Annotated in this window: 13 protein-coding genes, 1 pseudogene, 1 CRISPR repeat array and 1 riboswitch; of the genes and pseudogenes, 7 read left to right on the top strand and 7 right to left on the bottom strand. The window is 53.2% G+C overall.

What is annotated here, in order from left to right; translation table 11 throughout:
* Positions 1-323: 323 nt before the first annotated feature.
* On the bottom strand, positions 324-1,823 hold the full coding sequence (locus SCARR_RS13785; RefSeq protein WP_136062267.1) for a glycoside hydrolase family protein: 1,500 nt from the start codon (positions 1,821-1,823) through the stop codon (positions 324-326).
* A 306-nt stretch (positions 1,824-2,129) separates the two neighbouring features.
* On the bottom strand, positions 2,130-3,119 hold the full coding sequence (locus SCARR_RS13780; protein ID WP_136062266.1) for a glycosyltransferase family 2 protein: 990 nt from the start codon (positions 3,117-3,119) through the stop codon (positions 2,130-2,132).
* A gap of 505 nt (positions 3,120-3,624) precedes the next feature.
* Here SCARR_RS13780 and SCARR_RS13775 point away from each other — a divergent pair.
* The 6 genes and pseudogenes from SCARR_RS13775 (at position 3,625) to cas2 (ending at position 15,390) form a co-directional block, all read left to right on the top strand.
* A pseudogene (locus tag SCARR_RS13775) lies at positions 3,625-4,682 on the top strand (virulence RhuM family protein).
* A gap of 85 nt (positions 4,683-4,767) precedes the next feature.
* A complete protein-coding gene (locus SCARR_RS13770) occupies positions 4,768-6,594 on the top strand; it encodes a hypothetical protein (RefSeq protein WP_136062265.1) in 1,827 nt (608 codons plus the stop codon).
* A gap of 187 nt (positions 6,595-6,781) precedes the next feature.
* On the top strand, positions 6,782-9,040 hold the full coding sequence (locus tag SCARR_RS13765; protein ID WP_136062264.1) for an ATP cone domain-containing protein: 2,259 nt from the start codon (positions 6,782-6,784) through the stop codon (positions 9,038-9,040).
* Positions 9,041-9,594: 554 nt separating this feature from the next.
* On the top strand, positions 9,595-14,154 hold the full coding sequence (cas9, locus tag SCARR_RS13755; RefSeq protein ID WP_136062262.1) for a type II CRISPR RNA-guided endonuclease Cas9: 4,560 nt from the start codon (positions 9,595-9,597) through the stop codon (positions 14,152-14,154).
* Positions 14,148-15,071: a type II CRISPR-associated endonuclease Cas1 gene (cas1, locus tag SCARR_RS13750; protein ID WP_136062261.1), complete on the top strand. Its 924-nt coding sequence runs from the start codon at positions 14,148-14,150 to the stop codon at positions 15,069-15,071. The genes cas9 and cas1 overlap by 7 nt, the downstream gene beginning before the upstream one ends.
* Positions 15,052-15,390 (top strand): CRISPR-associated endonuclease Cas2, encoded by a 339-nt coding sequence (gene cas2 / locus SCARR_RS13745; RefSeq protein WP_136062260.1) that lies wholly within the window; start codon positions 15,052-15,054, stop codon positions 15,388-15,390. The genes cas1 and cas2 overlap by 20 nt, the downstream gene beginning before the upstream one ends.
* A gap of 133 nt (positions 15,391-15,523) precedes the next feature.
* A CRISPR array of direct repeats spans positions 15,524-18,261; the repeat unit is 36 nt; unit sequence GTTGTGGATTGACAGTTCTTTGAAATAGAAAGCAAC.
* Between the two features lie 46 nt (positions 18,262-18,307).
* On the opposite strand, the gene yaaA is transcribed toward cas2, so the two are convergent.
* The 5 genes from yaaA to SCARR_RS13720 form a co-directional block, all read right to left on the bottom strand.
* Entirely contained in the window at positions 18,308-19,066 is a 759-nt protein-coding gene (yaaA, locus tag SCARR_RS13740) for a peroxide stress protein YaaA (protein WP_136062259.1), read from the bottom strand.
* A gap of 85 nt (positions 19,067-19,151) precedes the next feature.
* A complete protein-coding gene (gene metX / locus SCARR_RS13735) occupies positions 19,152-20,297 on the bottom strand; it encodes a homoserine O-acetyltransferase MetX (protein WP_136062258.1) in 1,146 nt (381 codons plus the stop codon).
* Positions 20,298-20,448: 151 nt separating this feature from the next.
* Positions 20,449-21,729 (bottom strand): O-acetylhomoserine aminocarboxypropyltransferase/cysteine synthase family protein, encoded by a 1,281-nt coding sequence (locus SCARR_RS13730; protein ID WP_136062257.1) that lies wholly within the window; start codon positions 21,727-21,729, stop codon positions 20,449-20,451.
* Positions 21,730-21,808: 79 nt separating this feature from the next.
* Positions 21,809-21,914, bottom strand: a riboswitch (SAM riboswitch).
* 117 nt (positions 21,915-22,031) lie between these two features.
* Positions 22,032-22,778, bottom strand: coding sequence for a pseudouridine synthase (locus SCARR_RS13725; protein ID WP_136062256.1), 747 nt, complete (start codon positions 22,776-22,778; stop codon positions 22,032-22,034).
* 74 nt (positions 22,779-22,852) lie between these two features.
* Complete coding sequence (locus SCARR_RS13720) at positions 22,853-23,008, bottom strand: small basic protein (protein WP_136062255.1); 156 nt, start codon at positions 23,006-23,008, stop codon at positions 22,853-22,855.
* 224 nt (positions 23,009-23,232) lie between these two features.
* Between SCARR_RS13720 and SCARR_RS13715 the strand changes: the two genes are divergently transcribed.
* Complete coding sequence (locus SCARR_RS13715) at positions 23,233-24,501, top strand: AsmA family protein (protein ID WP_136062254.1); 1,269 nt, start codon at positions 23,233-23,235, stop codon at positions 24,499-24,501.
* Positions 24,502-24,513: the final 12 nt, after the last annotated feature.

Here is a 24,513-nt window from a genome sequence, read left to right as displayed (position 1 = left end):
AAGGGCACCTGCTACCATAAGTCAAGGTGCCACTCCTATGGAATTAGTGCAATATCAAACAGGGAAAAGGGTCGGTTATCGGATTTAAGTATCGCTGAAAGGTGAGCGGAAAACGTGTGCGCGGTCGCCACGCGAAGCGAGCCTTTCAACAGGGTGGGTCCGTAAATTTTCGGAAGGGTCAGTCCCGTAATCTAGTAATCGGGCTTTGACGAAGGGGATATTTGTTCCATCCGCCTTCGCGAAGGCTACGGCGTGACTGGAGGTTTGGAATTTTCCAATGGTGAACCACTCCCCGTTGGCCGTTATTTCACCTTCGGTAAAAATTATCGATCGCTAACGCGTGCGGGGGAAACCTTTCTGTGCTCTTCGGCCTCCTCCACCTTCCATGCAAGAATAATGCCCTGATCGGGATTGGCTGCCAACCGGAAGCGGTAGGCATGGACGCTGGGTGCCGTTTCCAGTTTTTGGGGTGCGCTGCCGTCCCAATACTGGAGCAGCTCCGTCATTTTCCCGTAGCTCCAGTAAGACCGCTTTTTCACCCCCCGCCCAGGATCATCGCTGCCGCGGCCCTCATAGATTAATCCGGTGTAGTCGAAAAAGCAGTCGTCGTGTTTGAATCCTTCCATCATGCCCCATGCCCAGAAGATTTTTTCAACGCCGAGGTAGCGGGCCACGGTGTAGCGTTTGAGCAGCTCGGCGGCTTGCTCAGATTCGGTTTGCAGGGGTTCCCTGCCGTCGCCGCGCCGGTCGGTCGGGCTTCCCGAATAGGTCCCGGTTTCGGTGATCCAGATCGGCAGATCGCGAGGGAAGCCGCAGTCCTCAAGATCCCGGCGCACGCGATCGAGAGCATCGGCCATGTTTTGCCAGCCGCCGACTTTGCCGAAATAGTGTAAATCAAGAATGTCGATAGATTGCCCGTTGAGTTCGCGCAGGATCGGCAATTGGGTTCGTTCCCAGTTTTTGAGGGATCGTTCATCTGCGGGGAGTTCCAGTCCGCCGAGCAGTACCTGTGCAGTTGGATCGGCCTCTTTGATGGCTGAATATGTGATGCGCACAAGGTCGGCGTAGCCCTCGCGCCTGCGCGGCGGTTCGTTGTCGACCTGCCAGTATTTGACCGGGTTTGCCAGCCCGGGCATATCATCGGAGCCGTCGCCGTCATACCGCTCCACGGCGGCTTGAACCCACCGGCTGTAGGCTTCGCTGTCTGCGGGGCGATAGGTGGTGCCGTCCAAATGTCGCGAAATATCGAGCTTCCGACGGTTGTCCTGCGATTGATCTGTTCTGCGATCGGCTACCTTCACCATGCTGTTGTGGGCGACGGTGATATTCTTCATGACCTGCATTCCGGAGGGCACATTATGGAAATAGAGGTCGTAGCCCGCCCAGTCGTAGATGCCATTCAGATCAGGCTCTGACAAAACCCACATGAAGTACTTGCCCGCGCGCTCCCAGTCTATCCCGATTTCATTTGCACTGGCATAGCCCCCGCCAGGCACGGTTGCCGGATGGATGCCGAACGGGGAATTTTCCGGCTCCAGGCCGCGCTGGCCGGGCAGGTTGCCTTCGATGATCCAGACCGGGCTGCTGCCGAGCGGCCATCGGAGGACGCCGTCCGGTACCGCCACGGTTTCGGTCTCGAAAACGGGGGAGGTGCCGGTTTCCGTCTGCGGCAGAGCGGCAACCACCGAGACGATCCCGGATGCGACGGGAAGAGTTTCCGTTTCGAACCCCGGATTCTTCGGCAGATTGGATTCTGCTGCGCCGCAACAGAACGGCACAAGCAGTGTGAATAGATGCGTAAATGTGACATATCTTTTTTTCATATGTACCTCATTCAATGTTCCAATATGACGTTTAAAGCGTCGCAGACATTGTAATCGTAACATCGAAAAACTGAGTCGCATCTTCCAAGCATTGGAAAAATCTGCGTCCAGCTGTCGGAAGGGTCGGCCCGTGAATTTAGTAATCGGGCTTTGACGAAGGGGATATTTGTTCCAATGCGTGGAATATCTCTTTGCTCTCCGTGCCCTCCAGCGCAGCGGGTGGTGAAAAACGGAGAATCCCTTCACGGGTAATCCATTGCTGTGCACCGCTGCGCGGCCGCAGCATCAGTATGAGGGGAGGATTGGCTACGCTGCAAAGATGCAATTGATTCCTTCCGTAAATCCACGCTCGTTCAATATGGGGCGGATTAATTCGCGGACGCCACGCTTGCCAACCATCGGCAGCACGAAGCAGGTTTTGGGATCAGGGATTTCCGAGGGCTGGATGACCGGCGTGCCGCAGTTGAGTTGGCGGGATTTGATGTCGATGTATTGCGTAATGCGTATTCCGTATTGCTCCAGAATGGCGACCCTTTTGCGGGTGACTCTGCCCGCGCCCCAGACGATGACTTCGGGGTGGTGAGGGTTGTGGTGCTCCAGCCATTGGAAAAGGTATTCAGCCTTGGTTTTGTAGAAGGCGTCGATGCTGTAGCGCTCGTCGGTGCGCGAAAGGCGGCCGGGCGGATCGTTCCAGGTGACGAGCTGCTGATCGATCTTGCCAGCCTTCACGCCGTTGGCCATCCAGCGCAGCCACAGCTCGTAGTCCTCCGGGAACGGGCCGTCGCGGTAGGCGCCGAACTGCTCGAACAGCTCGCGCCGGAACATGATCGACGGGTGGGCGAAGGGCGATTCGATAAAGCGGTTGAGCGCGATGTCGTCCGGCTCGATCAGCGAATTGATCCAGTCGACGTAGGCCGCATAGCCCGCCTGTTTTTCGCGGTCGCCGCCAAACCCGACGCGGCACCCGGCCATTCCGATGTCGGGATAAGCGTCGAGAAACGAAGCCTGCTGCTCGATGCGCTCCGGGTGGCAAAGGTCGTCGGCATCCATGCGGGCAATGTATTCGCCGCTGGCGGAGGCCAGCCCGTCGTTCAGCGCCGGGACAATGCCGCGGTGCGAATGGTCGAGCAGCTTGATGTCCGGCAGCGCCCGCAGGATATCCAGCGTCCCGTCGGTCGAGCCGTCGTTGACCACAATAATTTCCATGGATTGGAATGTTTGTGCGCGCAGGCTCTCCAGAGTTTGGAGCACCGTGTCCTCGGCATTGTACACCGGCATGACGACTGAAACTTTCATGTAGGGAGTAAACCCGAATCAGGGAGGATTAGGCAGAATAATTTGGTGGCAGAATGATTTTTACTGCGGTGGCGCGGAGTTTTTAGGTTTCTAGCTGAAAAGCGTATTTATAATCTGTATAAGCTAACGTGGCTTCGCAGCAGAGATTTTAACAAGACTATTGATAACAGGACCATTTTCATGCTGCGGTCAAAAAATAGTCCTGTTATCACTGGTTCTGTCAACTCCCTGATGAATAGGGCGTAGAGGATCATCCGTTAAGGAACGCAAAATGGATAGAAGTGAGAATGGAAGGAACTAATGGGGTCATCGTGTGCGGGGAGAGTAGAATGATTTTGAGGAAAAATAAGGCAAAAGGGTCAGCCTATGAATCTTAGAAAATGGTTCAGTCGAGAATTTTAGAATTTGGGATTAAGCCGAGCGATTCCGGGAAAAGGAACACCCATTAGATGGGTGGCATTAGTGTCTATTCGCGTCCATTCGTGGTCCAAAAAAGGATTGTGTTATGAGTGAAAACAACGAACGCAAGCTGACCACTCGGGATGAGGTGACGGACTTCCTGCTTTATACCGCGCCGGATGGACAGGTGAAGGTTGAATGTGTCCTGCACGACGAGACGGTCTGGATGCCACAAAAGCTAATTGCTGCGCTTTTCGGGGTCGGAGTGCCGGCAATTTCCAAGCATCTCGCAAACATCTTTGAGAGCGGTGAGTTGGAGGAAAAAGTGGTTGTTTCCATTTTGGAAACAACCACTCCGCACGGAGCCATTAAAGGGAAAACGCAGGCACAGAAAACCAAGTTTTATAATCTGGATGCCATTATTTCCGTTGGCTACCGGGTTAACTCCTCCCGCGCCACCCAGTTCCGCATTTGGGCGACGCAACTGCTTAAAGAATACATTACCAAGGGCTTTGCCATGGATGATGAGCGCCTGAAAAACGGGCGCTACTTCGGGCAGGACTATTTCCGGGAGTTGCTTGAGCGCATACGGTCCATCCGTGCCAGCGAGCGCCGAATCTATCAGCAGATTACCGATATCTTTGCCGAGTGCAGCATCGACTATGATCCCAAGTCGGAATTGACCCGCCAATTCTACGCGCACGTGCAGGATAAATTCCACTATGCGATCACCGGACGCACCGCGTCGGAAATCATCTACCTGAGCGCAGACGCGGAAAAACCGTTATGGGCATGATGACCTATAAGAACGCCCCTGATGGACGCATACTTAAATCAGATGCGATCGTGGGAAAGAACTATTTATCCGAAGACGAGATCAAAAAGCTGGAGCGGACGGTATCCGCCTTTTTTGACTATATCGAGGGGATCATCGAGCGTCGGAATACGTTCACCATGGAGCGCTTTGCGGATAGCGTAAACCGGTTTCTGGAGTTCAATGAATACAAGGTTCTGGAGGATTTCGGAACGGTTTCGCGTAAGACAGCCGAGGAAAAGGCCTTCACCGAATATGAAAAATTTAATACGACCCAGCGTATCGAATCTGACTTTGACCGGGTTATGAAACAGGTTGAGTCGTCGCGCGATAAAGATCGCCACGAATGAACAGCAAGGAAGACGAATCTGGTATTTGGCCGCCCGAGCGCCATGGGGTTTAACCCTATCACGGGCGAATGGGTGGAGAGGAAATGTGCTGAGTGCAAGAGGCCGTTTGAATTGTGCTGAAAAGTTTGCTGATGCGGACTATAAGCTAACCGGTTCAATGCTTACGGGGAAAAGCGAAATGATGTTGAGGCATAATACATCCGTGCGGGTGATTTGGTTTCTGTGTTTGGCGGCGGTCGCGGTGCAGGCCGCTCCGTCGGCTGAACAGGTGCGTTCTGCGTCGCTGGAGTATGTGCTGGAGAGCCGGCAGGCGGAGGGCATCGAAAAAATGGCGGCCTATTTGAGCCAGCAGCTGGGCAAAACCTCGCGGATGGGTTCGCGCGATTTGGCGCAACTGGCCGCCACGGCGGAATGCATTCGTTTTTTGCAGCTTTCGCAAAAGGCGGCGGTGCCTCCGGAAACAGCGACGTGGATTCTGGGGTCGGGGAGCCGGCTGCACTCGGTGGTCGATGCGTTTGCACCGCAGGACAAGGCGGAGGCGTGCATGAAGCTGCTGACGCAGCTGCGCAAGCATGATCCGGCGGGGTGTGATGAATATTTTGAGCTGATGCTGGCGATTTCGCTGGTGCTGGACCATCCCGGAAAGACGCGCATGCATGGCCAGCAGGGGAAAAACCTGCTGCCGTACAAGCCCGATCCAGTTGCGCTGTACGACTATTTCAAAGCGCTTTATTCAAGCGGCCAGGCCAAAATCGATTATGAAAATCTGGGTGTTTCAGAGCTGGTGTTTGTGGTGCATGTTCCGGCGCCGGTCAGCGAGCTGGAGTGGGCGCGTGCGAACGCCGACGGCTCGCTTTCGCGCTGGGGCGAAAAATACAGTGAAATTGCCTACGACCATGCGCGCCTGCAGGGGTCGCGCTTTTCGTGGGACAAGGGCGTCTATACGCTGCAGAATATTCAGCGGCAGGGCGGGATTTGCGTCGATCAGGCTTATTACGCGGTGCTGACCGCCCGGGCGCACGGCATTCCGGCCATCTATTTCCGCGGTTCGGGCACAAGCGCCAACCACGCCTGGTTTTCCTTTATGAAGGCGCCCGGCGACTGGGTGCTCGATGTCGGCCGTTATCAAGGGCAGCAATACACCACCGGATATGCGGTCAACCCTCAGACGCGCCGGCAGATGACCGACCACGACGTTGAATATACCTGCGAGCATTCGCTGCATTCGTCCGATGCGGCGCAGGCGAGCGCCTACATCTCGGTGGCCGAGGTGCTCTTGACGCGCGATCCGGCGAATGCCCTGCGTTGCGCCCGCCGGGCCAGAGCGCTGACCAAACGCGCGATGCGTCCGTGGGAGATCGAGCGGCAGCTGCTGATGGCCCAGGGGGATTATGCCGGGCTGGCCGGGTTGTTTTATGAAATGAAGGATGCCTTCCGGAAATATCCGGATATTTTGGTGGCCTCGGGGAAGCAGATAGAGAAGAGCCTGCGCAAGGCGGGCCGGAATGAAGAGGCCGACCAATTGGTGCGCAGCCTCGCCGGGGCGGTGGACGACGACCGCGACGACCTCTCCCGCTCCTTTGAAAACCAGCGGATCAAGCAGATCGTGGCTGCGGGGGATTTTAAGAAGGCGCGCAAGGAGTTGGAGCAGCTGCTCGACGACCAGCAGGATCAGGGCAGCAAGGTTTTCGGAATGATCCGCGACTACATCAAGCTGACGAAACAGTCGGGGCAGACCAAGGAAGCGGTCCGTTTTCTTGAAGGGTATGTCGATGATTTGATTAAAGGCTATAATTTCCCTCCCGCCTATGAGCAAGGGCTCCTGAAACTGCTCTCCACCGCCTACGAGAACAATGGCGACACCAAGGACGCCGAAAAACTTAAGACGCGCATCGAGCGGCTGAATTACTAGGAAAAACGCCGGTTTCGCCACCGGAAACGGGTTTTTTTAATTTTTTCCTACCAATGGGCAAATCAACCATATATTGTGCATTTGTTTTGGGAGAGCACTACATATTGTGGGTAATTGCATCCGCCTTTTCCTGAAAACCACGGCTGACAACGGCCAAACCACACTTTTACAAAAGGGAAATGATGCCATGGTAATCAAAGTAAAAAAGCGCGACGCCGCTAGCGTTGAATACGACGAAACAAAAATCTACAAAGCCATTGAAAAGGCTGTCCAAAGCGCGACCAAATCCGAGGGCGACGTCCAGCCGCACCTGAAAACAATCATTAACAGCATCACCGAGCGCCTTGACAACATCGTCAAGGGCTATGCCCACCGCGGGCAGAACGAAGTGGACGTGGAGGACATTCAGGACCTCGTCGAGCAGCAGCTGATGGGGGCCGGCCTCTACGACGTGGCCCGCGCATTCATCCTCTACCGCGAAGAGCACAAAAAGGCCCGCAACCAGCGCCTGCGTCCCGATGCCTCCGCCATTCAGGACTACATGCTGGTTAGCCGCTATGCCCGCTACCTTCAGGACCTTGGTCGTCGCGAAACCTTCCCCGAAGCCGTTGTCCGGGTGCGCGACATGCACCTGCGTCGCTATCCGAAAGCCTCCGAAGACATCAACTGGGCGTTCGAACAGGTGCTGGAAAGGCGTTGCCTGCCTTCGATGCGCTCCATGCAGTTTGCCGGACCGGCCATCGAAAAGAACCATGCCCGCATGTACAACTGCACGTTCGGCATCTGCGACCGCATTGAATTCTTCCGCGATGGCCTCTTCTTGCTGCTCTGCGGAACGGGCGTCGGCTTCAGCGTTGAGTTCGAACACGTTGAAAAGCTTCCGGCGCTGGCCGCCTCCGTTGATGAAGGCACGGTGCGCCACTTCAACGTTCCGGACACCATTGAGGGCTGGGCGGATGCCATGCAGGAGCTGATGCTCAGCTATGTGGATGGCTATCTCGTCGAGTTTAACTATTCGCAAATCCGCCATCGGGGCAGCTTGCTGGCCACTTCGGGCGGCCGCGCCCCCGGCCATGTGCCGCTGCGCCGCGCTTTGGAGCGTGCCCGCAACATTCTCGACATTGCGATGGGGCGGAAGCTCAAGCCGATCGAAGCCTACGACATCATGATGCATGCGGCCGACGCCGTGATTGCCGGCGGCGTTCGACGCAGCGCGACAATCTGCCTCTTCTCGGCCGACGACGGCGAAATGATGAACGCCAAACGCGGCAACTGGTTTGAGGAAAACCCGCAGCGCGGGCGTTCCAACAACTCGGTGAAGCTGATCCGCGACGAAACCTCTAAAGCGCAGTTCCTGCGCATCTTCACCAAACAGAAGGAGTGGGGCGAGCCGGGCTTCTATTTCGCCAACGACCTCTCGCACGGCTGCAATCCGTGCTGCGAGATCGGCCTTAACCCGCATCTTGAAGTGAAGGACAAGGAAGGCAATGTAACGATCGAGTCCGGTTGGCAGTTCTGCAACCTGACCGAAATCAACGGCGCCCGCCTGCAGTCGGAAGAGGATTTCCGCATTGCAGTGCGCGCCGCCACGATTATCGGAACCTGCCAGGCCGGATACACCGACTTCCCGTATTTGGGAAGCACTACCGAAAAGCTTTGCCGCCGCGAGGCGCTCTTGGGCGTATCGATCACCGGCATGATGGACTCGCCGGCGATCACGCTGGATCCGGTGATGCAGCAAAAGATGGCCAAGTATGCCATTGAGGTGAACCGTGAAATTTCGCTGAAACTCGGCACCGAACCCGCCGCCCGTTTGACCTGTGTCAAGCCGGCTGGATCGACTTCGCTGCTGCTCGGTACGGCTTCGGGCATCCACCCGCGCCACGCGCGCCGCTATTTCCGCCGCGTACAGGCCAACAAAACCGATCCGGTTTATGTGCACTTCAATGAACAGAATCCGCACATGTGCGAAGAGTCGGTCTGGAGCGCGAACAAGACCGACGATGTCATCACCTTCTGCGTTGAAGCGCCGGATGAAGCGATTCTGCGCAGCGAGATGTCGGCGATGGATTTGCTCGGACATGTGCACTCCACGCAGCAAAACTGGGTGGTGCCGGGCACGGCGCGTCCGGAAATGAATCCGGGCCTTTACCATAATGTTTCCAACACCCTGAGCGTGCGCGAAGGCGAGTGGGACGATGTGGCGGAGTATATCTGGGAAAACCGGGCCGACTTTACCGGCATCAGCATGCTGGCGTCTTCCGGCGACAAACTCTATCAGCAGGCACCGCACGAAGAAGTGGTGACGGCGCAGGATGAAACCCTGTGGAATGAGCTGATCGCAAACTTCCGCTCGGTCGATTTCACGCTGATGAACGAGCAGGAAGACAGCACCAACCCGCAGGGCGAAATTGCTTGCGCCGGCGGGGCCTGCGAACTGGTGTAGCACTTCCAGTCAGTTGGAATATGAAAAACGCGCTCCCGGAAACGGGAAGCGCGTTTTTTGTTTGCCCGGCAAAGCCGGCAAACCCAGTCGCCTGAAAGAAGGCGATAACACCCCGTCCGAGGGGAAGTGAATCCGAATTGCTGGTAACGGCGGGGTCTGAAGGAAGCGATAGGAAGTGAGAGGAACAAGGCTGAGCTTAATCACTCAGCCTTGCCTACTCGATTCTTTGTGGGTGGCGTGATTCCCTGTGATTGGACACCGGCAACGCACGAGATCTTGAGAGAGGAGTAGTTTGTTTGCTCTATTGTGAAGATAGAAAAAAAGACGAATCACTCGCCTTTTTTAAATAAATGCGTAAGCATTATACGTGTTTTGATTGAATATTGCTGAAGATTGGTGGTAACTGAAAAAAAGAAACCCCGCCGAAGCGGGGTAATAGGTCAGAGACCTTCGGCATATAGCCTTATTGTGAAATGACAGTTCTTAATGCATTTCTAGAGACTGTTTAGGTGTTTTCAGGAAACGAGTCAATAGGAAATTGGAAGGAGCATAAAATGAGCAAGCGCATTCTTGGGTTGGATTTGGGAACAAACAGCATTGGTTGGGCGGTTATTGACGAGGTGCAGGAAAAGATTGTTGATGCCGGGGTGCGGATCTTTCCCGAAGGCGTGGTGAGCAAGACCATTGGATCTGGCGATAAGGAGGAAACGAAAAATGCGACGCGCCGGAAAAACCGTCAAACACGTCGGCAATTTTATCGGAAACGCATGCGCAAGGCGAAGCTGCTGGAGGTTTTGATTGAACAGGGCATGTGCCCGCTGTCACTTAAGGAGCTTGATTTGTGGCGGCGTTGGGACAAGGAGAAGAAATCGCAAGGCCGAAAATTTCCTGCCAGTGATGAGTTCATGAAGTGGATACGCTTGAGTCCTTATGAATTGCGTGCGCGGGCGGTTGCGGGAACTGTATCTGCACACGAGCTAGGGCGCGTGTTCTACCATATGATCCAGCGCCGGGGTTTTCTAAGCAGTCGGAAAGGCGAAGCAAAGGATTCAGAAACCTTGTTTGAAAAGGGAAAACCCGGTGTTTTGCCGATCAATACGACAGTGTCCGAAATGGCAAAAACAGGAAGTCAGTCATTTGGACAGTATTTGAATGCGGTGGTTCCGAAAACCGGCAAGCCATACGCGAAAAGCTGTGATTCCGAGGGAAATGAGATTCGAGCCCGCGGGCGCTATGCTACCCGGCAGATGTATATAGAGGAGTTTGAGCAAATCTGGAAGGCGCAGGCTGACAAGCTGGGATTGGATGGGCGCACGGTTGTTTACAGGAAGGTTCGGAAGCTTCAGGGAGGAGAGGACTCGGCACGCAATCAAAAGAAGGCGGAAAAGCTGAGGAAGAAATTCGGGGCGGATCGGGTCTGCTTTGAGCGGAAAGGAAAGCATACCTTTTTGGTTTCAACTCAAGACATGCCGTTCAAGGAATTGTTGGCGGGCAAAATCTGGGAGGAAGATGGCCGACTAAAGTTCAAGAGCAACGAAAGCGTATTGTTTTGGCAACGTGACCTGCGCTCGCAAAAAGGAACATTGGGCAATTGTACGTTTGAAGACGGACTGCCCGTGATCCAGTTGGATGGCACGGTTCGGCGCGGCAAAGACGGCAAGCCTGTAACCTACAGCAAGAAACCATGCCCGGTTTCCCATCCGGCGTTCGAGCTGTTTCGTGCACATCAGTTCATCAACAATATCAAGTATGGAAACGGGCAACGGCTGACGAGAGAGCAACGCGCGACTGTGTTGGAACTGATGAACAGCAAGGATCGGGACTTTGATTTCAAGGAAGTGGTGAAAAAGCTGGAGCTGTTTTCGGAGCAGTTTAATTACGAAAAGGATTTTAAGGTTCCCGCGAACAGCACGATTTGCAAGCTAAGCAAGCTTGATAAGGGCAAGGAGTGGCAGAGTGTGCTGGAGGAACACTTGCCGGAAATCTGGCATTGTTTCTACACCTATACAGATTCCGATATGCTCTGTGAGAAGATTGCCCGGACATACGGCGTTCGGCTTGACCTAGGCAAGGTAGATAAGGTTCGGTTTAAGGATGACTATTCCCGGGTCTCATTAAAAGCCATCGGGAACATTCTTCCTTTCCTCAAAAAAGGACTATTTTACAGCACGTCGGTCATTTTGGGTGGCGTGAAAAATGCCTTTGGACGGCGTTGGGATGACTACCTAACGGATGAAACAAAGGAAAAAATTCAGGCTGACGTATTGGAGGTCTTAAAGGAAAAGAATGGAGAAGGGGATGTTATTGAGAAGATCAAGGCATACCTTTCCGATCCGGCAAACCGTTATGCTTTTTCTGAGAATGCCCCCGCTTTTGGAAAGCTCTACCACCATAGTCAGGATGTTGAGAGGCGAAATTCAAATGCGGCCAAACTGTCTCCTGTTAAAGATGTTCGGAATCCTATCGTGCAGCAGGCGTTGCATGAAATGCGGATGGTGGTGAATGCGCTGATGGCCAAGTATCGGGAAGACGATCCAAACTTCAGATTCGAATTCATCCACGTTGAAATGGGGCGCGACCTGAAGAACGGCAAGAAACGGCGGAGGGAACTGAGCAGGGTTATTGACGAAAACAAAAAGAAGAACGATGAAGCTCGCGAATGGTTGGCGGAGTATGGTTTGCGGCCTTCCCGCGAAAACCTTCAAAAAATGCTTTTATTTATGGAGCTTGAAAAGCGGGCAGGACGTGCGCAAAGCCCATACACAGGGAAAACGATCCCGCTATCCAATTTGTTGGGTGCGAATAATACCATACAAATTGAACATATCATGCCCTACAGCAAGTCGTTGAATGATTCATTCGGCAATAAAACGCTCTGCGAGTCAGAAATCAACGGAATGAAAGGTGACGAGACTCCTTATGAGTTCTACCTACGCAACTCCGATCCTGGTTTGTGGGGCGCATCCAGTTGGGATGATGTGGCAAGGCGTGCATTTGCATTGCTTCCATATGAGAAGGCAAGGCGTTTCGCTTCGAAGGAACCTGTCGATGCTGAGAAGTTTGTGGTACGTCAACTGAACGACACCCGTTACATCGCAAAGAAAGCGGTGGAGGTGCTGTCGGAAATTTGCAGAGATGTCCATGTAATGCCCGGGCAGCTCACTTCCGAGTTGCGCCACCTTTGGGGCCTCAACAATGTTCTGGAAAGTTCTATCGGCGCAGATCGGTTGCTTGGTGATCTGGCAGCATCCGATGTGGGGGACTATTACCTTGTGCTTGATCAGGACGGGCAGGCGATCTCGTTGTCGAAGCGGAAGAACAATCAGCCGGATACCGATGCGAATGAAATCTTGGGGGCCGGAGGTGTGGAAAAAAGAAAATTCGATGCCAAGCATCTCGTATTAAAACTCGATGCACCTGAAGAAGCGGATGGTAAGTATTGGGCGCGATTGGTTTTAAAACCCAATCTAAAGCTGACGCCAAAGTATCTAGAACGGCCGGATGAGGGAGAGGACTACATCGTTTTCAAGGGCATGATTCGAAAAGGTAAGTTCAATCATGACAGTATCCCGGTAGTTCTGGATGCGGAACAAGATGACGGCTCCTGCTGGGTCAAACTTTTTCTGAAAAGCAAGCGTCCCGTGGATGCTAAATCAAATCCAAGGACGACGAAGAAGGAGATAAAGCTGTTTGGGCAGGTAAAGGACGGCGTGTTTGAATGCTATATCTACAAATGCAAGACCGATGCACCCGACGGAAAGTATTGGTTGATTCTGGAACCCGATTTCGATGCTCCCCAGTTTGTCAGGGCAGTGAATCCGCCTCCAGAGCATGCCGATAGTGAAATCATAATGCAGGGAACAGTGGATGAATCCGGCATATTTGTTTCGGATATCGACCGTGATTTTGTTGCAAAAACAGACAAGGTGCCAGGTAAGTATTACGCTGTCGCCGAACTCTTCAGCCATACGCCCCGCTTCCATCTTATGGAAAACCCGGTGCCTGACATTGCCAAGGGGCAGAGGGTGGTTGAGGGAACGGTGTGGATCGACAAATATTCAGCAGAAATAAAGTTTGATCCCAAGAAGAACCGCGAAGACCAACGGCACCACGCCGTTGATGCCATAACTATCGCGCTCACAAAGCGTAGCTATTTGAATGCATTGAGCCGCTTTCGCTCAAAGGAGCACCCTGAAGAATACAAACCTGTCTTCAGTGCACCGTGGGAGGGTTTTGAAAACGACGTGAAGTCCGCCGTCGAAAAAATTCTCGTTTCTTATCGCAAGGATGAGCGGGTGGTCAGCAAAGGAAAAAAAGGCACGGCTGTGCGCGGTCAGTTGCATAAGGACAACGTATTTGGTGAATATGTTAATCTTACTGATGGATCGAAATCATATCATCGACGCAAAGCGCTGACTGCTTTGGAAACGCATAAACAGGCAGAAAAGATTGTAGATGAGACGATTAAAAAATTGGTTTTAGACCATTTGCGGGATAACTGCGGGATTGATATCAAATCGAAAAAGGGGGTGAAAATACCTGCTGATGCATTTTTCAAAGATGGCAAGCCACGATTGTTTTTACCTCCGAATCCGAAGAAAAACGGCAGCCCAGTTCCGATTAAGAAAGTCCGTCTGGAAGAAACCATTAACAATGCCCGTCAGTGGAAAAAAGGAAAAAACCAATATGTGAATCCCCGAAATAATCATCATGTGTTGGTTTACAAGGATTCAGAAGGTGAGTTGAAGGAACAAATTGTCTCCTTCTGGGATGCGGTACAGCGCACTATGAAAAAACAGGATGTTTATGAATTGCCCGACGATGCGGATGAGCAGGTGCTTGTCTTGGAGAAGAACGATATGGTTGTTCTGGGAGCTGGTGACATCGAGTTTGGAGAAATAAGTTGCGATCCGGCGTTGTTGAGTCAGAAGCTGTATAGAGTTCAGAAACTCTATTCTGGAGACGATGGGTTTGAGTATGTTTTTCGGTATCACTTGGCTTCGACCCTAAACAATAAAAACGAAGAGGTGATGATTAAAAGCTTCAAAAAATTCAGGGGCGTTAACCCGATCAAGATAGGAATATCTGAGCTGGGGGAGATAGCTCGATGTTAAAGCGAACAGTCTATTTCGAGTCGGCGGCTCACCTTTCGTTCAAGAACGGTCAGTTGGTTTACACGCCGCGTCCTGAGGGCGAAGTGCGGACGGTGCCGGTTGAGGATATTGGATTTGTGGTATTGGATAACCACAGCATTACGCTGTCGCTTCGCTTGATTGAGGAGTTGACCGCTAACAATGCTGCTGTTGTTTTTTGCGACAAACTGCATCATCCAACCGCGATGAGTGTTCCTTTCGATGGCAATACAACCCATGCCGAAACGCTGGCATCGCAGTTGGAAATGTCGGAGCCGTTGAAAAAGCAACTGTGGAAGCAGACGGTCGAGATAAAAATCAAGAATCAGGCGGCCATGCTGCAACGGACAGAGTCCGGCGGGGTGGAGGCCTTGTTGCGACATGCAGGGAGTGTCAAGAGCGGCGACACGGACAATCGCGAGGGTGCGGCTGCCCGGATCTATTGGCAAAACTTGTTTGGCGACGATTTTCGCCGCGAACGTTTTGGCGGTGCGCCGAACCATTTGCTGAACTATGCCTATGCCATCCTGCGCGCGGCGGTTGCCCGGTCGCTGGTGGGTTCGGGGCTTTATCCGGCCATTGGAATTCATCATCACAATAAATACAACGCCTATGCGCTGGCGGACGATATTATGGAACCGTACCGCCCCTATGCGGATGAAGTGGTTTATGAAATTTGGGCAGCAGCCGAAGCGCCCATCGAGGAGCTTTCCAGGGAACACAAACAGCAGTTGCTCAAGCTGCTAGCCGCGGATGTTCATCTAACGAACACCTTGCGGCCATTGATGGTTGGTCTGTCGTATACAACGGCCTCGTTGGCGCGTTGCATTGGCGGCGAACAAAAGAAGGTGGACTATCCTGTAATGAAGGCGGTCTCGGATGTCGGAGGTGCGGCTTAACGCGTATCACATCATGTGGTTGTTTGTATTTTTCGATCTGCCGACAAACACGAAAAAGGAGCGCCACGATGCTTCCGTGTTCCGCAAGCGGTTGTTGAATGACGGATTCACCATGATGCAGTATTCCGTATACACACGGCACTGCGGCAGTACAGAAAGCGCCGATGTGCATACGAAGAGGGTAAACAAGCTGGTTCCCTCAAAAGGGCAGATCAGTATTCTTCGGATTACCGATAAGCAATATGGCAACATAATCAATTTCTGGGGGAAGGCGACAACTCCTCTTCCGCCAAAACCGAGCCAGCTGGAATTTTTCTGACTGGTGGTTACTGTAAAGAAAGGTAGAATGCAAAAAATGAACTGGGAATGTACTTCATGGTTGGTGCCATGCCGATTTTCTTTGAGACATGCAACTGCTAGCTCCTTGGAAAACAGAGGGTTACGGCGGCTATGTTGTGGATTGACAGTTCTTTGAAATAGAAAGCAACGACGACCTCGTGCAGGGTCTGATCGACACCGTTGTGGATTGACAGTTCTTTGAAATAGAAAGCAACGTCCCGCGCCAGGGCCTTCGTGCAGACGGCGTTGTGGATTGACAGTTCTTTGAAATAGAAAGCAACATCGTCCATCAGCTCCGCCGCCCGGAGGCTGTTGTGGATTGACAGTTCTTTGAAATAGAAAGCAACGGTGATAGGCGGTGCGTTTGCTCATAGGGCGTTGTGGATTGACAGTTCTTTGAAATAGAAAGCAACCATGATAAGGGCTTCCTCTTTCGGGATGCCGTTGTGGATTGACAGTTCTTTGAAATAGAAAGCAACGAAGGCTGTGATAGCCTTTGCTCTGGCCATGTTGTGGATTGACAGTTCTTTGAAATAGAAAGCAACACGCGGAAACCGGGCTGCGCATCGAGGGCGTTGTGGATTGACAGTTCTTTGAAATAGAAAGCAACGGCACAACGCCTGCTCCGACTTCATCCGCGTTGTGGATTGACAGTTCTTTGAAATAGAAAGCAACCTCTACTCCGGCATCATCGCGAGCGGCAACGTTGTGGATTGACAGTTCTTTGAAATAGAAAGCAACATTCTCCACCGCCGTTCGTTGGTCGTCGCAGTTGTGGATTGACAGTTCTTTGAAATAGAAAGCAACGATTCCGGAGCGAAGTACGACGAGTGGGAGGTTGTGGATTGACAGTTCTTTGAAATAGAAAGCAACATTCCACAGCTGTTCGATCAGCTCCTGCACGTTGTGGATTGACAGTTCTTTGAAATAGAAAGCAACGTTGACCCGTGGAAGCTGTACCATGTTGAGGTTGTGGATTGACAGTTCTTTGAAATAGAAAGCAACATGGTTTCCGGAGACTCGATTAATCACCACGTTGTGGATTGACAGTTCTTTGAAATAGAAAGCAACACGATGTTGCCGTACCGCTCCAGCCCCTCCGTTGTGGATTGACAGTTCTTTGAAATAGAAAGCAACATCTACAGCAATCGGGAATACGGTCCGGGCGTTGTGGATTGACAGTTCTTTGAAATAGAAAGCAACATCGCGCCGGCAAACTCCGCGCTCTTGGTGTTGTGGATTGACAGTTCTTTGAAATAGAAAGCAACGCGGAGCAGTTCGATATTGAAACGCTGGCGGTTGTGGATTGACAGTTCTTTGAAATAGAAAGCAACCTGATGATGACAATCGATTACAGCCGCACCGTTGTGGATTGACAGTTCTTTGAAATAGAAAGCAACGCCGGTGTTATAGGTGGTCTCCACAATCACGTTGTGGATTGACAGTTCTTTGAAATAGAAAGCAACAAGCTTCATTACTGCGTGTGCTGCAACTATGTTGTGGATTGACAGTTCTTTGAAATAGAAAGCAACGCGGAGCAGTTCGATATTGAAACGCTGGCGGTTGTGGATTGACAGTTCTTTGAAATAGAAAGCAACGACGAAGCGGTCGGCTTCGATTCGCCAGCCGTTGTGGATTGACAGTTCTTTGAAATAGAAAGCAACATTAATAGTGGCGCCCATTCCGCTAACCTTGTTGTGGATTGACAGTTCTTTGAAATAGAAAGCAACCGGTCGAGCCCCCGAACAACAAGCATTGGTGTTGTGGATTGACAGTTCTTTGAAATAGAAAGCAACCAGCGTATTGAATCCCATGGCATCCTTCTTGTTGTGGATTGACAGTTCTTTGAAATAGAAAGCAACTTTACCACACGGCACCGTCACCGGCCGGCGGTTGTGGATTGACAGTTCTTTGAAATAGAAAGCAACTTGCTGATTTTTGCATTTTTTGCACTCCGTGTTGTGGATTGACAGTTCTTTGAAATAGAAAGCAACTACGAGTTGGACCACAGCTTAATGTTGGACGTTGTGGATTGACAGTTCTTTGAAATAGAAAGCAACGATGGTTGTTTCATACACATCGCCAACGTTGTTGTGGATTGACAGTTCTTTGAAATAGAAAGCAACTCGCCTGTACATCCGAATCGCCAACCCCGAGTTGTGGATTGACAGTTCTTTGAAATAGAAAGCAACAAAGCTGGGCGACACCCGGTTCAAGGGCGTGTTGTGGATTGACAGTTCTTTGAAATAGAAAGCAACCGAATGGGAAGGATTTAAGATCCGGGAAGTGTTGTGGATTGACAGTTCTTTGAAATAGAAAGCAACGATTGGGATGATTTGACGCCTATCGGCTCGTTGTGGATTGACAGTTCTTTGAAATAGAAAGCAACTTCCTTCATCAAGACCGCAAGGGTCTTTCAGTTGTGGATTGACAGTTCTTTGAAATAGAAAGCAACCAATTTGAAAAATGCCGCGCCTGTAGCCCTGTTGTGGATTGACAGTTCTTTGAAATAGAAAGCAACTAAAAAGAAAGCGTTGATGCGGTATAATTCGTTGTGGATTGACAGTTCTTTGAAATAGAAAGCAACACAGCAAGTCCTCTTCCCACAAGCAAAGGTGTTGTGGATTGACAGTTCTTTGAAATAGAAAGCAACGGGGTCTGGTTTTTGGGGGGTTGGCTGTCTGTTGTGGATTGACAGTTCTTTGAAATAGAAAGCAACTGTTTCCGAAATGACAAACAACGCCGCCAGTTGTGGATTGACAGTTCTTTGAAATAGAAAGCAACCCTAAAACCGCACTGCACACCGAATTTCTTAGTTGTGGATTGACAGTTCTTTGAAATAGGAAGCTCTCTCCCTCCCTCGCCAAGGCTCCGCCGGACAAGTCGGGAAGCGCGCGCTACACTTCTGAACGCGTGAAGACGGGCGCGTCGGGTTTGGAGAGGGCGGCATCGCAACGATAGCCGTCGGCTGCAAAGTCCAGCAGGCCATCTGAATCCTTGATGCGGTTTTCAATGATGTAGCGCGCCATGCGGCCCCGCGCTTTTTTTGCGTAGAAGCTGATGATTTTGAGCTTCCCGTTTTTTTCGTCTTTGAAGACCGGCGAGACGATCGTTTTGTTGAGCGCGCGCTTGTCGATGGCCTTGAAATATTCCTGCGAAGCCAGATTGACCAGCAGGTTGCCTTTGGCGGCGTTCAGCTCTGCGGTGATCGTGGTTTTCCAGAATTCGTAAAGGTTTTTTGCGCCGCGCGTTTCGAGCGGACGGCCCATTTCGAGGCGGTAGGGCTGAATGAGGTCGAGCGGCTTGAGCAGTCCGTAGAGGCCGGACAGGATCTGCAGATGCTCTTGCGCAAAATTGAGGTCGCGTTTTTTGAGCGTGCTGGCGTCGAGTCCGTCGTAGACGTTGCCGGTGAAGGCCAGCACGGCCGGTTTGGCGTTTTCCGTGGTGAAGGGCGGTTTCCAGTCCTTGAAGCGTTGGCGGTTAAGTTCAGCCAGTTTTTCGCTGATTTCCATAAACTCCATCAGCTCGGCGACGGAAAACTTCCGGGCCTTGGAGACGAGTTTCTTGGATTGCTCGATGAACTGCGGCTGCGTGAAATCGGCCGCTTTCGCCGGTTCCATGTCCATGCTCTTTGAGGGGGAAAGTAAAACAATCATGACAGCTCCAATTATTAACCACGAAGGCTCAAAGGGCACAAAGCTCCACAAAGCAGGCCTCTTGGTGTTCTTTGTGCCTTAGTGTTTAAGTTTTTTCCAGCATGTTGCGGATGGGCTCGGAATAGAGTTCGGGTTCGAGCAGGAACGAGTCGTGGCCCTTTTCGGAGTGGACGGTGATGTATTCCGATGCAATCCCGTTTTCCTGAAGCTTCTGAAAAAGGTATTCCTGTTCATCGGGATAAAAGCAGCAGTCGGAATCGATGCTGAACACGAGATATTCCTGATGTTCACATCCCTTGAATACTTCGGCATAGTCCTTGGTGCCGAAGTCGCGCGCCAGATTATAGTTGGTCCAGCCGGCGATGAGGTAGAGGTAGGTGTTGGCATCGAAGCGGCGCAGAAACTTCCGGCCTTGATGCAGAATGTAGGATTCCAGCGGCGTGCGGATTCTGTACCACGAAAACTCGTCGTGCTCCTGCTCGCACTTGTCGCTCATCCGCGCTTCCATGTCGAGAAGCGACACGAAGGTTTTGTGCGAAATCATGCGGGCCAGCGCGAGGCCGCGCAGCGGGCGCGGGCCGTCGTAGTAGTGGCCGTTGCAAAAGTTCGGGTCGTTTTCAATTGCGAGGATCTGTTCGAGGTTGTGCACCCGCGTCAGCGTGGTGGACTCGAGGCCGCAGGCCACCGGGATGATGCGGTTGACCCGTTCCGGATAGCGCGAGGCAAAGTTCATCACCAGCATGCCGCCCAGCGATGAGCCGACCGCGGCGTGGAACCGCTCAATGCCCAGCGCGTTGAACAGCGGAATCTGGGAGTCGACAATGTCGCCGAAGGTGAAATGCGGGAAGTCGCCTCCGTATTTCTTGCCGGTTTCCGGATTGATGGAGGAGGGGCCGGTGCTGCCGTAGCATCCGCCGAAATAGTTCACGCAAATGATGAAGAAGCGGTCGGTGTCGATGGTTTTTCCCGGCCCGACAAAGCCGTCCCACCAGCCGGTTTGGCACTCGGAATTCCAGCGGTCGCCCGTGTTTGGAACTTCCGGGTTGAAGCCGGCCACATGCTGCGACCCCGAAAGTGCGTGGAAGATCAGGATCGCATTGTCCTTGGCTTCGTTGAGTTTCCCGTAGGCTTCGTATGCGAGTGTGACAGGGCCAAAATCGCGCCCGTCGTGCAACACGAGGCGGGATTTTTCGTCTTCTCCGTAGGTGTAGAATTTGCTTCTTGTTTCCATGATAATTCCTGCCGCCTGGCAGGCGGCGGAAGGGTGGATGAATGGAAGGGTGGATGAATGGGCTTAAAGCTCCGGCAGAGATGCCCGTTCATCCAACAATCCAGTTATTCCAATCTTCCAGTCTTTCAATCTTCCGCCAGCCGAGGGCTGGCTACACTTTCGCCAAAGCTTGGTTAATATCAGACAGGATATCGTCGATATGTTCAAGCCCTACAGAGAGGCGGATCAGATCCGGCGTGATGCGTCCCGCCGCCTGCTGCTCTTCGGAGAGCTGCGAGTGGGTGGTGCTGGCCGGGTGAATGGCCAGGCTGCGCGCATCGCCGACGTTGGCGAGGTGCGAGAACAACCCGAGGCTCTCGATGAACTTCTTGCCTGCTTCCGCGCCGCCCTTGATGCCGAAGATGACCATGCCGCCGGTTCCGTTCGGCAGGTATTTCTTCGCCAGCTCGTTGGACGGATCGCCTTCGAGGCCCGGCTGGCGGACCCACTCGACTTTGTCGTGGCTCTGCAGATGCTTGGCCACGGCCAGTCCGTTTTCGGAATGGCGCTCCATGCGCAGACTGAGGGTTTCGATGCCCTGCAGGACCATCCAGGAGTTGTCGGGGGAAATGCATCCGCCGAGGTTGCGGAGCGGAATCAGGCGCATGCGCAGGATGTAGGCGAGGGGGGCCAGGTCGCCGAGGTCGTTGGCGAAGCTGACGTTCCAGTAGCTCGGTTCCGGGTCGGAGAGTTGCGGGTGCTTGCCGGTGGTCCAGTCAAACTTGCCGGAGTCCACAACAATGCCGCCGATGGCGGTGCCGTGTCCGCCGAGCCATTTGGTCAGCGAGTGCACCACGATGTCGGCGCCGTGTTCAAGCGGACGGCAAAGGGCGGGGGTGGTGAAGGTGCTGTCGATGATCAGCGGCAGGCCGTGGGCATGCGCGATGTCGGCGATGGCTTGGATGTCGATCACGTCGAGCAGCGGATTGCCGACGGACTCGGCATAGACGGCCTTGGTCTTTTCGGTGATGGCCGCTTCAAAGTTTTTCGGATCGGTGGGATCGACGAACTTAACGGTGATGCCCATCGACGGGAGGATGTCGTTGAACTGCGTGTAGGTGCCGCCGTAGAGGTTGTTGGCCGCAACGATTTCGTCGCCCGATTTTGCCAGGTTGATGATGCTGTAGAAGATGGCGGTGGTGCCTGAAGAGACGGCCAGGGCGGCGGCGCCGCCTTCGAGTGCGGCCACACGCTGCTCGAGCACATCGGTGGTCGGGTTCGTCAGGCGGGTGTAGATGTTGCCGAGCTCTTTGAGGGTAAAGAGGTTGGCGGCGTGTTCCGTGCTGTTGAAACGGTAGGCCGCGGTGCGGTACAGCGGTACGGCGTGCGAGTTGGTGGTGGCTTCCACGGTTTCATATCCGGCGTGGAGGCATTGGGTTTCCAGTTTGCTCATGGTATTTCCTTTTCGTTTAATTTTACGAAACGGGCAAGGAATACTCTGAGGAAAGACATCGAACATTTTCTCTTTCGAGAACACATCGTTGCTTTGCGCTGCAAAGCCTGGCCTTGGCACCTTAACTGTTTCCAGGTTGCCGGGCGATCATCGGGCCAGTTCCCTCACGCCGCTCTCAATGTTTTAAATATGAGAAATACGGTAGTGTATTGTGCTATTTAGTCAAGAGGGTTTTTTATTATTTTTAATCTTTTGAGTCAAGCGGTTTACGATGATTAGAGATGCTTAGGCGTATACAAGCATCACTTTTTATCGCTTTTGCTTGCTTCGGAGATAGCCTGTCGCAGTATTTTTAATTCAGACGGCTTGGCGCGACGCCACTCGCCGGGCTTGAGGTTGTCGAGCCGGATGGGGCCAATGGAGATGCGCATCAGGCGGAAGACCTTCTTTTCGAAGTGGTCCATCAAGCGGCGGATGTGGCGGTTTTTGCCTTCGCCCAGCGTGATGGTGTATTCTACGCCCTTGCGGGTGTGCTGGCCTTCGTCGATGTCGAGTACGCGCAGGGTTTCGCCCTGATTGGGAATGCCGCGCTTCATCTTCTGCAGCTGGTGGAAGCCGATCGGCGTGTCGATCCACACTTTGTAGACTTTTTCCACATGGTAGCGCGGATGCATCAGGGCGTGGGCCAGATCGCCGTCATTGGTTACAATAATCAGGCCTTCGCTCATAAAGTCGAGCCGGCCGACCGTGTAGACGCGCTCGGGGAGGTCTTCGAGCAAATCCAGCACCGTAGTGCGCCCTTGCGGATCGTCGGAGGTGCAGATAACCTTGGGGGGCTTGTTCAAAAGCAGGGTGACGGGCGGGTCGATCATCGCGGGCTGGCCGTTGCAGACCACTTTTTGCTGGGATGGATCAATCTTTGTGCCGAGTTCGGTAACGGTTTTTCCGTCAACCTTCACCCGGCCGGCGGTGATCAGTTTTTCGCAAAACCGCCGCGAGCCAAGGCCGCAATCGGCCAGATGTTTTTGTAGTCGAACCTGTTCCTGCATGGTTTGCACCTAATCACTAAAAAAGCACCCCCGGCCAGGCCTGGAGTGCTATGCAAATCAATCCAATCCGCGAATTAAGCTTCGGGCTTGGTCTTGGGCAGGCCAAAAGCGCGATCGCCGTCTTTCCAACGACCATCTTTCTTCAGGCTTTCAACGCGCTCAAAGCGCTTCAGAACATTGCGTTTCGTGCGGATCTTGGCCGCTCCCTTCAAACTGCTGTGCATCGACATGGTATATCCTCCGTCGTTATTCTCAAAAAATGATCGCGAAAGTTACTCACTATCCCTCCGGTTGTCAAAGACTAACCGTGCTCTTTTTGCAACCTTCGCAAACGGCGGGGCGCCCTTTGTTCCATTACCTGGAACGCGGTTGGTTATAGGCCCATGCGGTGGAATTCTCCAGTGGATTAATCCGGCAAGTTCTGTATGCTTCATAATTTATCAGAGGGAACAGAATGAAAACCATGTTCAAAGTGTTGGTGTCGGTCTTTGCGCTTGGCATCGTTATTCTGGTGGGGCTGCACCTTTTCCTGCAGTATGGCCTGACCAAGGCGATGCGAGAAGTGGTGCTGCCGCGTATTGAAGAAGAGACCGGCATTGCCGCCACGGTCGGCGGGCTTTCGCTGAATGCCGCGGCCGGCGAAATGCACCTCAAAGATGTAGCCGTTAAAAATCCAGAGGGCTTTCTGCTCGAAAACCTAGCCTCCATCGAACGGATCAATATTGAGGTCGATGTTCTCTCGCTCCTTAAGCCGGGGCCGATGTTGGTGAAGAACGTCGAGGTTGAAAACGCGATCGTAAACGTTATCCGCAACAAGGACGGCGAAATCAACCTGAACAAACTGCAGGAAGGGCTTCCGCAGCCCGAACCCGTCCCGCCGGTGCAGCGGCCGTCTCCGCGCCCGGGAAAACCCGCGCCTGAAAGAGTCCCCGTGCCGGAGAGGCCGGTGCCGGGAAGGCCCATGCCGCCGCCTCTCGAACCCGAACCGCTGCCGGAGCTGCTGATCAATGCGCTGCAGTGCAGCGCCACGGTGCGTTATGTCGACTTTAAGCTCAACCAGCTCGATATTGCCCTCGATTTAAGCCTGATCGGCAAAAACATTTCGACGCTCCAGGCCGCCAATGCGCCGTGGGGCGAACTGGCCGTGATCGGCTCGCTCGGCGACCGGCGCACCAGCTTCGTCACCGACCTTAGGCTCAAGCTGGCGCCGGTAACCGATATGGAGAAGCCGTCGTTCGACCTCACGGGCAAGATTCTTGAGATTGATCCAGGCATCATGGACGAAATCTACAGCCGGATGGGCATTCGGACCGCGCCGTTCGGGCTTGATCCGCAGTTTTTCTGCCGCGGAGGCCGGTTCGAGGGGTCCGCCGTGGCGCTGAGCCTGACGGACATCCGCTTCGAAGACAAGCTGGCGAAGCGCTTCGGCGGCCTTGGCTCCATCGGTTCGCTCCGTTTTACGGTGCCGGTGGAGGGCACGCTGCAGGAACCGGTGATTGATATCCAGCAGGCCCTCTATTCCGCCATCGGCGGCAATGCGCCGAACCTGCTCGATTCCATACTTAGGGGAGTGGCCGGCAAAGAGCTTGGCTCAGACAAGGCGCCGGAAACGCTGGGCGAGGCCGCCGTGGAGATGCTCGGCGAGCAGGTGGATGAAATCCGGGAGAACGAAGAGTTCAAGGACGATCTCAATACTCTGGGCAAGTGGCTCTTCGGAAAATAGGAAAGGGGTTTT

Origin of the sequence: Pontiella sulfatireligans, assembly GCF_900890705.1 — a bacterium.
Lineage (GTDB): Bacteria > Verrucomicrobiota > Kiritimatiellia > Kiritimatiellales > Pontiellaceae > Pontiella > Pontiella sulfatireligans.
The sequence above is the reverse complement of the archived record's forward strand: the minus strand, read 5'-3'. Positions and strand labels throughout refer to the sequence as shown.

Coding starts and splice junctions, on each gene's coding strand:
- cas1 (WP_136062261.1), top strand. CDS start 14,148: ATGTTAAAGCGAACAGTCTATTTCGAGTCGGCGGCTCACCTTTCGTTC.
- SCARR_RS13780 (WP_136062266.1), bottom strand. CDS start 3,119: ATGAAAGTTTCAGTCGTCATGCCGGTGTACAATGCCGAGGACACGGTG.
- SCARR_RS13785 (WP_136062267.1), bottom strand. CDS start 1,823: ATGAAAAAAAGATATGTCACATTTACGCATCTATTCACACTGCTTGTG.
- SCARR_RS13730 (WP_136062257.1), bottom strand. CDS start 21,729: ATGAGCAAACTGGAAACCCAATGCCTCCACGCCGGATATGAAACCGTG.
- SCARR_RS13725 (WP_136062256.1), bottom strand. CDS start 22,778: ATGCAGGAACAGGTTCGACTACAAAAACATCTGGCCGATTGCGGCCTT.
- cas9 (WP_136062262.1), top strand. CDS start 9,595: ATGAGCAAGCGCATTCTTGGGTTGGATTTGGGAACAAACAGCATTGGT.
- yaaA (WP_136062259.1), bottom strand. CDS start 19,066: ATGATTGTTTTACTTTCCCCCTCAAAGAGCATGGACATGGAACCGGCG.
- cas2 (WP_136062260.1), top strand. CDS start 15,052: ATGTCGGAGGTGCGGCTTAACGCGTATCACATCATGTGGTTGTTTGTA.
- SCARR_RS13720 (WP_136062255.1), bottom strand. CDS start 23,008: ATGTCGATGCACAGCAGTTTGAAGGGAGCGGCCAAGATCCGCACGAAA.
- SCARR_RS13765 (WP_136062264.1), top strand. CDS start 6,782: ATGGTAATCAAAGTAAAAAAGCGCGACGCCGCTAGCGTTGAATACGAC.
- metX (WP_136062258.1), bottom strand. CDS start 20,297: ATGGAAACAAGAAGCAAATTCTACACCTACGGAGAAGACGAAAAATCC.
- SCARR_RS13715 (WP_136062254.1), top strand. CDS start 23,233: ATGAAAACCATGTTCAAAGTGTTGGTGTCGGTCTTTGCGCTTGGCATC.